Annotated in this window: 11 protein-coding genes; 1 reads left to right on the forward strand and 10 read right to left on the reverse strand. The window is 51.6% G+C overall.

The window, feature by feature from the left end; genetic code table 11:
• The 10 genes from ACJU26_RS15430 to ACJU26_RS15475 all read right to left on the reverse strand — a co-directional run bounded on the left by ACJU26_RS15430 (position 1) and on the right by ACJU26_RS15475 (position 11682).
• The gene (locus ACJU26_RS15430) at positions 1 to 867 is read right to left on the reverse strand and encodes a carbohydrate ABC transporter permease (RefSeq protein ID WP_414040482.1); all 867 of its coding nucleotides are present in this window, start codon (positions 865 to 867) and stop codon (positions 1 to 3) included.
• A complete protein-coding gene (locus tag ACJU26_RS15435; RefSeq protein ID WP_414040483.1) occupies positions 867 to 1754 on the reverse strand; it encodes a carbohydrate ABC transporter permease in 888 nt (295 codons plus the stop codon). Before ACJU26_RS15435 ends, ACJU26_RS15430 begins: the two co-directional genes overlap by 1 nt.
• 77 nt (positions 1755 to 1831) lie before the next feature.
• Complete coding sequence (locus ACJU26_RS15440) at positions 1832 to 3118, reverse strand: ABC transporter substrate-binding protein (RefSeq protein WP_414040484.1); 1287 nt, start codon at positions 3116 to 3118, stop codon at positions 1832 to 1834.
• 14 nt (positions 3119 to 3132) lie between these two features.
• Positions 3133 to 4569, reverse strand: coding sequence for a hypothetical protein (locus tag ACJU26_RS15445; RefSeq protein WP_414040485.1), 1437 nt, complete (start codon positions 4567 to 4569; stop codon positions 3133 to 3135).
• 142 nt (positions 4570 to 4711) lie between these two features.
• On the reverse strand, positions 4712 to 5671 hold the full coding sequence (locus tag ACJU26_RS15450) for an ABC transporter permease (RefSeq protein ID WP_414040486.1): 960 nt from the start codon (positions 5669 to 5671) through the stop codon (positions 4712 to 4714).
• Positions 5668 to 6456: an ATP-binding cassette domain-containing protein gene (locus ACJU26_RS15455; RefSeq protein WP_414040487.1), complete on the reverse strand. Its 789-nt coding sequence runs from the start codon at positions 6454 to 6456 to the stop codon at positions 5668 to 5670. The genes ACJU26_RS15450 and ACJU26_RS15455 overlap by 4 nt, the downstream gene beginning before the upstream one ends.
• A complete protein-coding gene (locus ACJU26_RS15460; RefSeq protein ID WP_414040488.1) occupies positions 6453 to 7367 on the reverse strand; it encodes a substrate-binding domain-containing protein in 915 nt (304 codons plus the stop codon). The genes ACJU26_RS15455 and ACJU26_RS15460 overlap by 4 nt, the downstream gene beginning before the upstream one ends.
• Positions 7364 to 8302 carry a ribokinase gene (locus ACJU26_RS15465; RefSeq protein ID WP_414040489.1) on the reverse strand — a complete coding sequence of 313 codons (939 nt, stop codon included), beginning with the start codon at positions 8300 to 8302 and terminating at the stop codon, positions 7364 to 7366. The genes ACJU26_RS15460 and ACJU26_RS15465 overlap by 4 nt, the downstream gene beginning before the upstream one ends.
• Positions 8303 to 8584: 282 nt before the next feature.
• On the reverse strand, positions 8585 to 9754 hold the full coding sequence (locus ACJU26_RS15470; protein ID WP_414040490.1) for a MutS-related protein: 1170 nt from the start codon (positions 9752 to 9754) through the stop codon (positions 8585 to 8587).
• 332 nt (positions 9755 to 10086) lie between these two features.
• Positions 10087 to 11682 carry a MutS-related protein gene (locus ACJU26_RS15475; RefSeq protein WP_414040491.1) on the reverse strand — a complete coding sequence of 532 codons (1596 nt, stop codon included), beginning with the start codon at positions 11680 to 11682 and terminating at the stop codon, positions 10087 to 10089.
• Positions 11683 to 12647: 965 nt separating this feature from the next.
• On the opposite strand from ACJU26_RS15475, the gene ACJU26_RS15480 reads away from it, so the two are divergent.
• Positions 12648 to 14039: an ABC transporter substrate-binding protein gene (locus tag ACJU26_RS15480; protein WP_414040492.1), complete on the forward strand. Its 1392-nt coding sequence runs from the start codon at positions 12648 to 12650 to the stop codon at positions 14037 to 14039.
• Positions 14040 to 14103: the final 64 nt, after the last annotated feature.

Below are 14103 nucleotides of genomic sequence, written 5' to 3' on the forward strand. Positions count from 1 at the left end.
TTATCCTTTTACGGCGCCAGCCGTCAATCCGCGAACGAAGTATTTCCCTGCAACCAAATACACCAACAAGGTCGGCAATGCCGCAAAAATGGCGGCCGCCATATCCACATTCCACATATGGACGCTGGTGACCGTGTCCACCAGATCATTGATGGCGACGGTGACCGGTTGCTGCTCTCCCTGGGTAAACACTACACCAAAAAGGAAATTGTTCCAGATCATGGTGAATTGCCAGATCGCCGTGACCATGATGATGGGCGTACTCACGGGCAACATGATCCGGAAGAAGATACTGAAAAATCCGGCCCCATCCACGCGCGCGGCCTTGATCAGGTCATGGGGAATGCCGACGTAATAATTGCGAAAGAACAAGGTCGTAAATGCCAGACCATAAATGATATGCACCATCATCAGGCCGGGAATCAGAGTACCTGCTATGCCGATGCGGCCTTCCACCCAGGCCATGGGCAGTAACACAATCTGAAAGGGGATGATGGTGCCCAGCAACAATGCATAAAAAAATGTATTGGAACCGCGAAAGCGCCAATGCGTTAGCACATAGCCATTAAATGCGCCTATAGCGGTTGAAATGGCCACGGCCGGAATCACCAGAATAAAAGAATTCAGGAAATAACCGTGAATACCCGCACTGGCGGCACCAATAGTCGCCGAACTCCAGGCATGCACCCAAGCATACAAATCCAGGCTTTTGGGTAGGGCGAGGATACCCGTAGAATAAATCTCCGGCATGGTTTTGAACGCAGTAACCAGCATGACGTAAAACGGCAGCAGGAAAAACAGGGCCGCCAGGGTCAGCAAGCCATAAACCAGGATTCTTCCGGGGCTGAAAGCCGTTGAAGTACGCATCAGGTTTGCCTCCGTGAGTCCAGATACAGAAAGGGCACGACAAAAATTATCATGATCACCAGCATCATGAGAGCACTGGCGGCGCCAACCCCCATTTCACCCCGTTGAAACGAAAAAACATACATGAAAATGGACGGAACATTGGTACTGTACCCTGGCCCGCCCCCCGTCAAGGCAATGATCAATCCGAAGCTTTTGATGGCCAGACCCACCGATAAAAGCAACGCCACAAAAAAAGTAGGCGCGAGACTGGGCAGAATGACCCGCAGATAAATCCGCGCTGTGCTGGCACCATCAATCTGGGCCGCCTTGACGATTTCAGGACTGACACCCCGCAGTCCCGCCAGAAAAATGGCCATCATGAAACCCGTGGTCTGCCATACGGCAGCGATGACCACGGTATAAATTGCCATGTCCGGATCATCAATCCAGGCAAAGGCAAAGTGAGGAAAGCCCATGGAGCGAACAATGGCCTGAATACCAAAACCGGGGTCCAGCAACCAGCGCCAGGCCACCCCGGTGACCACCGCCGAAAGCGCCATGGGATACAGAAAAACGACCTGATACAGCCTTTCCGCTTTGACCCGTTGGTCCAGCAAAATGGCGAGCCCCAAACCGAGGCTCACGGAAATCAGTACATAAAGCCCGCCAAAAATACCGAGATTACTTAATGAGCGCCACCAGCGCGAACTTCCAAAAAGATTATAGTAATTGGCAAGGCCGACAAAATGATTGCTCGGCAAAATCGTCGAGCGGGTTAATGACAACCAGATAGTCCACAAAATGAATCCATAAATAAAAAAAATCGCGGCCAAAATGGTCGGCGAAAGGACCAGCTTTGCCATCAAGCGGTCGCGTCCACTGAATTCTGCTTTCATGAATGGCATGGGAAGACCCTTCTGCAGCGCATATCTAATGACAAAAGCCCGGCCTGCTAAGGCATGACCGGGCAGTAGTGAAGATGTTAATCCTGACTCTTGGCCACCTCAACCCGCTTGGCCATGGCTGCGGCCGCAGCCTGGGGAGTTTCGTTGGAGGTGTAGAATTTATCCAGGGAGTCTATGAATGCCCCAGTGGGCGGTCCATAGGTGGACATATTCTGGGAAAAACTGGGCACCAGACCATTCTCCTTGCGGGCCACCAGAAACTGCGCCCGGGATTTTTTCTGACAAGCATTGTAACCGGCCAGAGACACATTCATCAAATCCGGGATGGAACCTTTGTACTTGTTGAAGAGCAACTGGAATTTCGGGCTGACCATGGTTTCTGCCAGCTTGATTTCCGCCGCCCGTTTTGCCGGCGTATTCTGACGGAAGAAAATAAAGCTATCGACATTATAAATAAACTCCTTGGCCGTTCCGGGAAAAGCCACGCAACCTACTTGCGGTCCACCCGGAGTCACATGCAGGAACTCAAACTGACCATTGGCCCAATCGCCCATGATCTGAAAAGCCGCTTTGCCGTCAGCCACCAGGCCCGTGTCGAAATTCCAGGTACGCCCAGCCAGGGACTTGGGCGTGTAGGCTTCGATGGCGCGCAGCCTTTCCAGGGCCTTGACCATGGTCGGGCTGTCTATGGCTTTGGGGTCCAGTTTGACAAATACGTCCTTGTACCAGGCCGGTCCGCCGGTTTCCAGGGCAATGGGGTCAAATTCGGTGGCAATCATCCAGCCATCGCCCCCACCCGCCATGGGTATGTATCCAGCCTTCTGGACCTTGGCAAGATCCGCCATGAGTTCTGGCCAAGTTTGCGGCGCCGCGCTGATTCCGGCTTTTTTCAGAATGGCACGGTTGTACCAGAGCCAGTTCAGGCGATGCAGGTCCATCGGGGCGGCTACATAATTCCCTTTATATTTCATATAATCATTAATAGCGGCCGGAACATTTTTATCCCAGTTTTCCGCCTGGGCAGCCGCATCAATATTGGCCAAGAGCCCGGTGTGTCCCCACTGCTGAATTTCTACCCCTTTTATTTGTGCAGCACCGGGAATCTGCCCTTCCATGAGACGCGTTTTCAGGATCGTGCGCGCCTGGGCACCGCCGCCGCCAGCAATGGCGTCATTCTGGATATTCACCCCTTTGGCTTTCATCATTTGTACCAGAACGTGCATGGCCTTGGCTTCCGACCCGGCTGTCCACCAGTTGATGACACTCAAACTGGGTGCGGAATCCGCCACTGCCACACTCGAAAAACCACTGCCAATAGCCAGACCAATACATACTGCAAGCATTTTTTTATGCATGGATTTCATTTTGTTCTCCTTCTTCAGAAGTGGTACTTCAAGTAAAAACGGTTGCTGAAATACGGGTTCTGGTATTGAGGATACCCGGTCCTATTTTGGGTTACCGAGATATCAGTATAGTCGGCAACGGTGAGGCCCCGGACGAACTGGGAAAGATTGTAGGAAAAACCCACGTCCATGGACCACATCTTCTGGTTGGGGACCGCCTTCACCCCTGCCGGAAAGCCATAGGCCCCCCCGTAGGTGTAGGTGCTGCCACCATACCCATACTTGGCGACGTAGCGGATGAAGCTGGCATTGAGCAACAAACGATGGTTCAGGAATCCGAAGTTGCTGGCGATCCCGTAGGCGTAGCCGGGACCCATATCGGAAAGCCCCGTCTGCATGGTGGTGGTATACAAGGTCCCGGTCAGATCGTTGTAGGGATGGATCAGCCCGCCATGGCGGAAGGAGTCGTAGTTGACCGGATTGTAATTGCCCACCAGGGCCACGCTGTCCTTCTCCCGGCCGAATTGCACCCCGAGTCGGACGCCATAGAGATGGGCGTCCACGGAATGGGAGCGGAGGAAATCCTGGAGGAAGTTGGTGCCGGTCCCGGAATTCCCCTCGGAGATCATTTGAAATCCGCCGATGACCCCGAGATGGGGGCCAATACCGGCGAACAGGTTCGCCTGGCCGTAGAACATGTTGGCAAAGCCGTAGAAGTTGTAGTCCCATAACTGGGCGGCAACGTGACTTCCCTGCCAGAGTTGGTGCCGAAAGCGCAGGCCAATGGTGTAGAAGCCGTTGGTATGGGCGCCGTTGGTGTACCGATTCCCGCGGGTGAAGGTCGGACTGAACCGGCTGGCATAGGCGAATTCCCGGGCAAAGAAGAGGCTGACGGTGGCCGGTGATCCCGACAGGGTGAGCGGGCCATTGCCCGCCCAGGTTTCTCCTTTGGGGTGGCCAAGGATGTCCCACACCGCCGCAACCCCGGTAAAGGCGCGGGGGTTGAAGGTGTAATAATCCATGTTGGCATAGGGGGTGTTGATGAACTCGCGGCCCCCGCGAATGACCACCGGGCCATGGTGGTATTGCAAATAACCCAGGCGCAGGATGGCGATGCCATGGCTGGGATAGGGACCCGTCAGTTCGGGGTCTTCGTGTTGATAGAAATCCGTCCAGGTGGCAAAGTCACCGCCCACCCCAAGACTGAGGCCGTAAAAGGACGGGCTGTGCAGATACAGATGGCCGCCCAGGGCAAAGGAGTGGGTGTCCTGGGTGGTATGAGCGTGGTTCAAATAACTGAAGTTGATGAGCCCGATCATGCCGGAGATCTTGGTACCACCCAGATCCCGCTCGAGTACCCGATTGGACGGAATCAGCGAATGGTCCGGGGTGGCGGCCTGGGATAATCCCGGGGCGCCCAGGGCAATGGCACAAGCCATTGCCAGACTGCCGGTCAGTAGATGCCTGGACAACCTCTTTCCAGGCCCGGATTTACAATTTCTGTAGTTGTTGGTCATGGCACTCTCCTTGTTTTCCGTACTTATATAAGCGCCCTTATGCAGGGTGTTTTACGATAGCGACTCCTTCTGTTCCTCCCCGTTCATTCGGGCATCCTCAAACCGTACCGCGTTTCTTCAAATAACCGAGCATGACTGCCAGCAAAATGACGACACCTTCCACCAGCTCGGTATAGAAGGGTGAAATATTCAGTAAAACCAGACCATCCAGAATCGTGCTCAGCAGCAGGGCGCCGATCAGCGCACCCCAGACGGTTCCGCGCCCCCCGAAAAGGGAAACCCCGCCAATGACCACCGCCGCGATGGCGGGCAACTCGTCGCCGCGCCCGGCATTGGGGTCTGCCGTGGCCAGTTGTGCGGCAAAAATCACACCGGCAAGCCCTGCTGAAAACCCGGAAAAAACGTAAGCCAAAGTCCGCAAACGCCGTACCCGGATTCCCGCCCGATAGGCCGCGACGCGATTTCCACCAATGGCGTACAAATACAATCCGGAAGCCGTGAGGCTGAGAAAAAGCGCGAGCAGAATGACCATCAATCCAGCAATCCAGACCTGGTCAGGAATACCCAGAAGATGACTTTCACCAATGGCGTTAAAGCCGTTGTCATTGATATTCATCGGCTCGCCATTGGTGACAATCAGGGTCAGACTCGAAAAAATCGAAAGTCCGGCAAGGGTTGCAATGAAATCGGTGATATGGAGATAGTTGATGACCACCCCTTGTAACAAACCCGCCAGGGTGGCTGCCAAAAGTGCCAGAAACAGGGCCAGAGGCCAGGGAAAGCCCGTGAGCATCATGGTTGCGGCAAGAGCACCCGTCAGTCCGGCTACAGCCCCCACAGACAAATCGATGCCAGCGACCAGCATCACCACCAATTCACTCAAGGCCAGCAATACCAGGGGCGCGGCATCGGTGAGGATGCTAAAAAAGTTGTTGGTTGATACAAAATGGGGAGCGACGAAAGACAGGAAAATCAGCAAGGCGATAAACGCCAATAGTACCCCTTGGTCCCTCATAAACTGGCGCAGGGAGTGTCCCTGCAATGCCGTGGCGTTCAAGCAGCCACTCCCTTGCCCAGCAACATGGCCTTGACCACCAGATCTTCATCGAGATTATCCGGCCTGCCGTCCAGAGCCTTTTCGCCGCGGGTCAGGACGGTAATGCGCGAAGCCACCTGCCAGACATCCGGCATGGTATGGGTAATCAAAATGACCGCCACACTGGATGCCGCCAAGGTCTGAATCAAATGGAGAATAGCCGAGTGCTCGCCCACCCCGATGGCCGCCGTAGGCTCATCCATGATGACCAGTTTGGCCTGCCAATAAGCGGCCCGGGCAATGGCTACGGCCTGTCTTTGTCCACCGGAGAGTTCACCGACGGGTTGCCGCAGCGGTAGTTGAATGGCGAGTTTCTGCAGAGCCAGAACGGACTCTTTCCGCATTTCCCGTCGCGCCAATATGGGGAAAACACCCAATAAGCGTTTTTTGCGCTCACGTCCCAGAAAAATATTGGCAGCCACATCGAGGTTTTCGGCGACCGCCAGATCCTGATACAAGGTTTCAATACCCAGGTCTCGGGCATAATGCGGATCAAACTGCCGCACCGCCTGATCATGGAAATGCATCGTCCCCGTAGTAGGTGCCTGGGCCCCGGCGATGATTTTGATCAGGGTAGATTTGCCCGCGCCGTTATCTCCCAGCAGGGCAAGCACCTCCCCGGGCCAGATATCCAGATCGATATCGCGCAAAGCCTGTACGGCGCCGAAGCGTTTGCCGATACCGCGCAAACGCAGCAAAGGGGGCTGATTATGCCCTTCGGAAGCACTTTCAGCCGCAGCACTCATGAATGACTCGGCGCCAGATCCATATGCAGGGGCACCGGCACAAAAACCGTACCCGTGGAGAGATAACTATATCCCGCCTGCACACCCAACGCCCCCATAACGGCCGGCTGCTGGGCAACACTCAGGGCAATTTTGCCTTCTTTCACCAACCGTGTTTCGCCCACGCTGCCACTGCCGACCATGGCAATGGTCAGCCCCTTCAAACGACCAGCGGCTTCAGCGGCGCGCATGGCACCAATGGCCATTTCACCATTTTCGGAATACACCGCATTTAACTGGGGATTGGCTATCAACACGTCACGCATGACGGTGAGCCCCCCTTCGCGGCTGAACCCGCCCGATTGCCTCGCCACCACCTTGATGTTGGGATAACTCTTCAGAACAGACTCGCAACCGGCCGTTCTTTCATTGGTTGCAGAGGCGCCAGAGATTCCCAGCAGCATGAATAAATTACCGTGTCCGTGCAATTTCTGGGCAATATATTGACAGGCTTGTGCTCCGGCTTGTTCATTATCCGAGGCAAAATAGGCAATGGCATGACCTCCATCCGCCTTGCGATCAATATAAATGACCGGAATATGTGCGGCATTGGCCTTTTCAACGGCCGGGACCAGCGCTTTGGCATCCGTGGGGTTGATCAGCAACAAATTCACTTTCCTGGCGATTAATGTATCTATTTGATTGCTTTGGGTAATAGAGTTGTTATTGCCATTCTCAACCAGTAGTTGTACCCCTAACTTTTTGGCTTCTGCCTCTGCACCGCTTTTTATGGTGGCAAAATAAGGGGTCATGGCGGATAACATCAAGCCAAAGGTATAGTGATGCGCAGCATCCTGGGCATTGGCCACACCCGAAAAACCCAATGATAAAAACATTACCGTCATGCAGATGGAAAGCGTTTTGCGTTTCATGATTTGACCCTCAACTTTTTGATAGAATCAGCGGAAATGTGCTGCGCCATAAAGCTTTCTATCGCTGGGCGCAGGGGCAGCGAAGCTTGTGCACCTTCGTGCATGGCAGCCAAGGCACCAGCGGCATTGGCATAAGTGACGGCATATTCCATGGAATGACCGGCGGCAATGCCGGCACTGAAAGCGCCAGCAAAAGCGTCCCCGCAACCCGTGGTATCGACAACCGCAATGGCAAAACCCGGCACAAAACCAGAGCTTCCCAGACCTGTGGCCCATGCGGCACCCGCTTTACCCAGGGTAATCACGGCGGCCTGTCGCCCGGAGGCCAACTGACCTGCCACAGATATGGCATTATTCATGGCAACCGGTTCCGACAGGGCCAATAACTGCATGGCCTCTATTTCATTGACCAGAACAATATCCGTGAGGGCGAGAACTTCTTCCAACCCTGTCTGTACTGGCGAAGCATTGAGAATGACCATGCCATTCCTTTCGCGCACGAGGACAGCGGCAGCCTTGACAGTCTCCAGAGGAATTTCCAGTTGCATCAAAAGGATGTCGCGTTCTGGAATGGTGAATGAAAGCTGCTCTGGTTTCAGATCCGCATTGGCGCCGGGAATGATGGTAATCCGGTTTTGACCGCCATCTTCCAGCAAAATGAAAGCCAGCCCGGTGGGCGAATGAGAACGGCTGAGTGCCGACAAATCCATCCCTTCCAGTTTCAGTTTTTCATGCAGATAATCCCCGTAGGCATCACTCCCCAAGCAGGCAACAAAGCGAACAGATCCACCGGCTCGTTGTGCCGCAACCGCTTGATTGGCACCCTTACCCCCCGGATACAGGGCATAGGCGCTTCCGACAACCGTCTCCCCGGCCTGGGGAGCGCGCGGCACGCGCAGGACAATGTCCATGTTGCTACTGCCCATCACCATCATCGCGGAACTGTCCGGATCCTGTAACTACCCATGTATGGCCGGGTGTTATTTACAAGAAAAACCTCATTGCCGGAAAAACATGCCAACATCCTGACCCCCATGCCCGAAACCATCTTATGGGCTTATTTTTGAACCCCTCGTTTTGAATGAATAGTTATAGACAGTGTTATCGTGAAACGCAAGGCAAACGAATTAATTGAGAGAATAGATAAATTATAATTTTAATTGATCCTGTCGTTCTACCAGACTCATACAACAATTCGGATAAAGAAGCCATCATTATTATTTATATTTGAATATCCTGTTATAGACATCTTTGGCGAAGCTGGTGCTCAGGGGCATTGCCTCTGATATCTTGAATTTACGAGATAAATCTTCTTCTGAAGGCGCGCGCAAGGCCAAAATATCGGCACTTTTCTGTGCATAACAGCGCTGCGCGAACGTATATAAGTGCGTCACGAAAATGATTTTTATGCCTTTTTCAAGCAATGCGCTACAAATCTGCCAAGCAATTTCGGACCCTTCGCGTTCATTGGTAGCCGCAAAGGACTCATTGAACAACACCATAGCGGTGGCCTTCAGTTGAGGAACCATATCCGCCATCCGCAACAGTTCTTCATCGAACTTGCCGCTCTGCATCCGTGCATCTTCCTCTAGTTTGAAGTGGGTATATACCTCATCACAGAGACTGGCCGTAAATTCCTGGGCCGCTACCAGCAAACCACTTTGCAGGAGCAGTTGATTCACTCCCAAGGCGCGCAAAAAGGTACTTTTGCCACCACTGTTTGCGCCGGTAATGATGATGAGCGATTTGTTGCTGGCCTGCAGGTCATTGGTGATGACCTTTGCCGCCTGGGAAAGCGCCAGACAGGGATCATAAATTTTGCTGGCGATGCAACCTGGTTGCTGACTCGTCATCGGAACAGGCCAACAACAAGAACATTCCCGCGCCGCCAGCGCCTCGCGCAAGTTCAGAGCCCCTCGATAAAAAGCCGACTCATCACGCAATCGGGTAAAAAATTCGAGGATATCTTGAACAGCGCTATCCATCACCCTGGCTACTGGTCCCAGGGCGGCATCACGAAACTCGGCCAACGCCGTTAAACCGCTTTCATCACGTTGAGAAATGCTAAAAGAGAAACCTTCATCAGAAGAAGCCAAGGAGAACCAGGTTTTTAACCAATGAGTGGAAGGCTGGTTTCTGTTCAGAAAAAAATCCTTGCTCCGATTGTTTTGATCCAGTTTTGCACTCACCGAAAAACCATTATCCATCCGCAGTATCGCATTCTGGGCGCGCAGGCTGCGCAGAGTTTCATCGTCATAATCCCTGCGTAAAAAACGGAAAAATTTTATTAGACCAGCTGATTGAACAGCAGGATAATTTTCGCCCAGATCACGGAGGCTGGTCAATTGAGAGAGTAAGATATTCAGGAGATCAATATTGCTGCGCAAGCGCCTGCTCGCCGATTTGGCAGACAACCAGAATCTCAGGGAGTCTCGATAGGTTTCCAGCGTATCCAGACTGTGCCGATACATGGCAGAAAGCAAATCCGGATAGCGTATGAAGTCCCTGAGAATCTGCTGACGATAAGCAATGACCGATATTTCTGTACTGCGTTGACCCAGTATTATTTGCTGAACCGCCCTATGCAGATTTTCGTCATCATTGGCCATCACTGAAAATAATATGGACAGCTCAAGATCCCTTACCAACATATCAGAATGACTGGGAATAGTGTCTATGTCATATTTTCTGTCATCGGGATAGAGCAAGCTGATGCTGATCATGCGATTTTCTCCATAAGCGCCTCATAGGTCAGACCATATTTTTCGGCAAGGGATAATGCATAAGCCAATCCATCAGCGGGTTTTCGCCTTATTTTGAAGGTTCTTTTGCTTAAATCTTCTGATTCTACCATGCTCATCAGACTGACGATTTGTGGGCCTAGAGACGCCATGGCATCAATAAAAGTGACCCACACCGTTAGCGATTCCTTTTCCAGTAATTGCTGGATAATCTGCTCACTTAAATACAGCGCATCATCATAACTGGTGGAATCAAACAATTCATTCAATATAAAAATGCTGGAGGCAGTCGCCCTTTCGAGATTCTTGTGGAGCCGCAGGAGATCTTCTTCCAGCTTCCCATGTCCCGTGCGAATATCCTCACGATAGGAAAAATGTGTATAAATCCCATCGCAAAGACACAAGCGGGTATTCAGCCCGGGAACAGGACACCCTAAACCGGCCAGATGATGAAGTTGTCCAACCGTTCTGGCGAAGGTGGTTTTACCTCCCTGATTAGGGCCGGTAACGACGAACATCTGCTCTTCTTCAGATAACTGCAGATCATTGACTACAACCTGCTGTCCGGTTTCTTCCAGTAGTCTGATGGCCAAGACCAGATCAAATGTCTGTTCCGCCCGAATGTTCTTGCTCTGTACAAGCATCTCCGGAATGGTAAATTGCAATCCCTGATGTTTCAATGGGGCAATACATCCTAGATAGGCCAGATAAAACTGTAGTTCCCGTTCCCAGATCAGAATATCCCCTGCCATGAACGGATAACGCACGGCTTTCAGTGATTCCGCGGTAAATGTTGTGTTTGGTAATTCTCTGGGCATCATATACTGCTTACAATAAGTATCCAACTCATGAAATGGCTCTGGATACAGTTGTGCGACACCTTCCAATATCTGCCCTTCCACATGATTCAGATCATAGCCTGCATTGACTCCTGAACTATCATTATCTATTGTTGGCAACACTTCATCCAAATACCAATTATGCGCCACCTCCAAGGTGTAATCATTTTCATCCAGACAAGGCTGTACAGTCACCCTATTGCCTTTCACAATAATGTCATAGCGAATACTTTCCATTTTCTGCATAAGTGTGGAAGTTCTGTTTTCAAACTCCTTATAAGACGCTGAATCCATTAGCTCCAGTAATTGATGGGTGAATGCTTCAAGGCCCCGCGAGCCCAGAGTAACACCACTTAACTGAACCACAAGTTTTTTGAGTGTCTGTTGATAACGCAGGGCTATTTCCAGATAACAACGCTGCTGTTGCAGGGGGTAATATAATTTTTCTGTGCGCGCCAATGACTTGCGGATGCCTGATAGTTCATTAGAAAAGAGGGATAGATTGTTATAAAGCGTTTCATTTCCCATGTCGCCCATGACAGCCTGACGAAACTGGATGGTTTCCATATCTTGAGGCAGGCAATAAAAATATTCGTTCAGTTTATATTCTTCCCTACCTTCGAGGAGTTTATTTATGACCTGATCCAGACCGAGATCATGAAAATACGCTGGCTCAGAACTGTCTCCAGATAAATCCGGACGCTCATCATGAAAAAGCAAACTTAAACTTTTCAACTGGTTATCTCCATATTTATACGGCTAAATAGGCTTATTGAACCTATGAAAATCGTTCATCGCCGGGTGCACATATTCCTGCCGAGGACAAATCCGCTGCCAACAAAGCAGCGGCATAATGTCCAAAAGCATTCTTTTCACCTTGCCTTATTGTCTATTATGAACTATTTCTACAAACGCGTGATTGTGTGTGCGCGCTTCAACGTCGCGGATTCAGTCCTGTCTTGCCATACGCATGCAAATCATAGCGAGGGGGGATGAATGTCCCAAGCCCTAAAATGCTGATCGAGGCGGCTACACGAACCGGGCGTGGCGGGAACGGACCTGTGCCGATTGGGTCTGGGCGCCCGAACCTACCCACTCGGCGGCAGGAAAGGTTCTGCCCAATGGTCGGCGAAGAGCGTGGCGGCCAGTTTACCCCATCTGGATCCATCCGGGAAACGCCACCGCCCGGCCCAAGCCAATGGTAGTCCAACAAAAACGATCAACCGTGTTGACCCACCAAATTTGCGTTGGTTGACACAGGAATTTTTTAGGCCTATATAATTCATAATGTGCTTCAGTTATCTAGGTATATGGATGGTATTACAGCAAATTATTTAATAGCCAAACAACTGGTGCGCTTCGCCATACCAATAGCGATTAAGGGGTAGATATTGTGAAGTAATTGGCTCAGACAGGAAGTAACGAAATGGTCCCGGAAGGAGCGTTTTCCTCGGGATGATCTTGGGGCGTTTGGCTTGCTCGATCGAACAGCATCTCGAAAGGCTCTACCAGCCCGATTCAATCCGCCGAGGCCAAAGTACAATGCGATCCCACTCACAATGCCCCCACCAATAGGCGGAGCTGTCGGGCGATCTGGTCCCCAGACCATCACCATATGATCATGAGGAGCCATGGTACTTATCGCTATATGAATGCGGTAAGCGTGACATCGGGTAATTACTTAATTTAGGAGAATCAATATGAAAAAAAAATTATTGATGGCTCTGGGATCAGCAATTGGAGCAGGTGTCCTTTTCGCAAATATCCCAAACGCCTACGCCTGGACGCTACAGCAAGCGGCGGCCCCATACAAAGGGGAAACCATCACCATAGTTGGCTTGGATCGTCCCAGTTATCAGGCTGCGCAGAAACTAACGCCGATTTTTGAAAAAGAAACGGGCATCCATGTACATTGGGTGATTTATCCCTATGGTGAAACGCTCAAAGCGGAAATGCTCAATTTCATATCTCATTCGCAAGAATACGATGTCGTGCTCAGTGACTGCGTTTGGCCCGTAACATTTGCCAAGGGCGGTTGGGTGGTCCCTGTTCAACACTTCCTCGATAACCCCAAATTACGTGATCCCGCCTACGATTTAAAAGGGTTCTTCCCAATTTGGCTGTCGGCTTTCACCGTACATGGGACCTTGGAAGGCATACCGTTCGATTCCTATTCCGGGCTGCTTTATTATAACAAGTCCATGTTCAAGAAAGCCGGCATTCAACACCCCCCAGCAACGTGGCAGGAACTTCGTGAGGATGCGCAGAAACTCACCAATAAAAAGGAAGGGGTTTATGGTTATGCACTGCAGTCCGCTCGAGGGGAGACGCAAACTGCCGACGCCTTCGCCCGGTTTCTGTGGCCATGGGGAGGCCGTTTTCTCAACATTAAGACGCATAAAATCCTCGTCAATGATCCGCAATCCGTTAAAGGCATTGAATTTCGAGACAGCATGTTGAAATATATGCCCCCGGGGATTGTCGCGGATAACCATCCCCAGGTTGTGGAATTCCTGGCGCAAAAGCGGGTTGCCATGATCACCGAATGGTCAGCCTTCGATGTGACTTTGAAAAAGGCCCTCGGGAGCGATCTTGGCGTTGCACCCGAGCCTAGGGGGCCGAAGGGGGCTTTCTCGGCCTTCGGCGGGTTTGCCTATATGATCAGTGACCAAGTACCCCAAAAAGAGCAGAACGCTGCATGGCTGTTCGTCCAGTGGCTTACTTCAGCAAAAATGGCCAACCCCTTGACCAACCTCGGTGCAGTTACCGCTCGCAAGGCTACCGACGCGAATCCTGCGCTGGATACAAAATTTCCTGACCTCAAGGTAATGGCATACACCTGGGAACATCAGAGCGTTCCAAACTGGCGCCCGCAACTGGCTTGCTACCCGCGTTTCTCCACCATAGTTTCCTACTGGGGCTCCACAATCGAACTTGGAAGAGTTCCGGTTCAGGAAGGTTTGAACAAAATGGCAGATAAGCTTTCAACCTATATGAAGGCTACCAAATGCTGGGCCACCGCTAACGATCCTGATAAGTATGTTCCGATTTACAAAAAATGGGAGGCTTCTTCCGAAACCAAGCTTCCTTGATAGTTCATACCTCGGAGGTGGCAGGGATATTTTATACACGAACTTGCCACCCCTGATAGAGCTT

This window comes from Acidithiobacillus sp. M4-SHS-6 (assembly GCF_047421495.1).
In the GTDB taxonomy this organism is placed as follows: Bacteria; Pseudomonadota; Gammaproteobacteria; order Acidithiobacillales; family Acidithiobacillaceae; genus Acidithiobacillus.

What these genes read in the sequence shown, in the direction of transcription:
- ACJU26_RS15430 (WP_414040482.1), bottom strand. Translation starts at nt 867, where the DNA reads ATGCGTACTTCAACGGCTTTCAGCCCCGGAAGAATCCTGGTTTATGGC.
- ACJU26_RS15435 (WP_414040483.1), bottom strand. Translation starts at nt 1,754, where the DNA reads ATGCCATTCATGAAAGCAGAATTCAGTGGACGCGACCGCTTGATGGCA.
- ACJU26_RS15440 (WP_414040484.1), bottom strand. Translation starts at nt 3,118, where the DNA reads ATGAAATCCATGCATAAAAAAATGCTTGCAGTATGTATTGGTCTGGCT.
- ACJU26_RS15455 (WP_414040487.1), bottom strand. Translation starts at nt 6,456, where the DNA reads ATGAGTGCTGCGGCTGAAAGTGCTTCCGAAGGGCATAATCAGCCCCCT.
- ACJU26_RS15460 (WP_414040488.1), bottom strand. Translation starts at nt 7,367, where the DNA reads ATGAAACGCAAAACGCTTTCCATCTGCATGACGGTAATGTTTTTATCA.
- ACJU26_RS15465 (WP_414040489.1), bottom strand. Translation starts at nt 8,302, where the DNA reads ATGATGGTGATGGGCAGTAGCAACATGGACATTGTCCTGCGCGTGCCG.
- ACJU26_RS15480 (WP_414040492.1), top strand. Translation starts at nt 12,648, where the DNA reads ATGAAAAAAAAATTATTGATGGCTCTGGGATCAGCAATTGGAGCAGGT.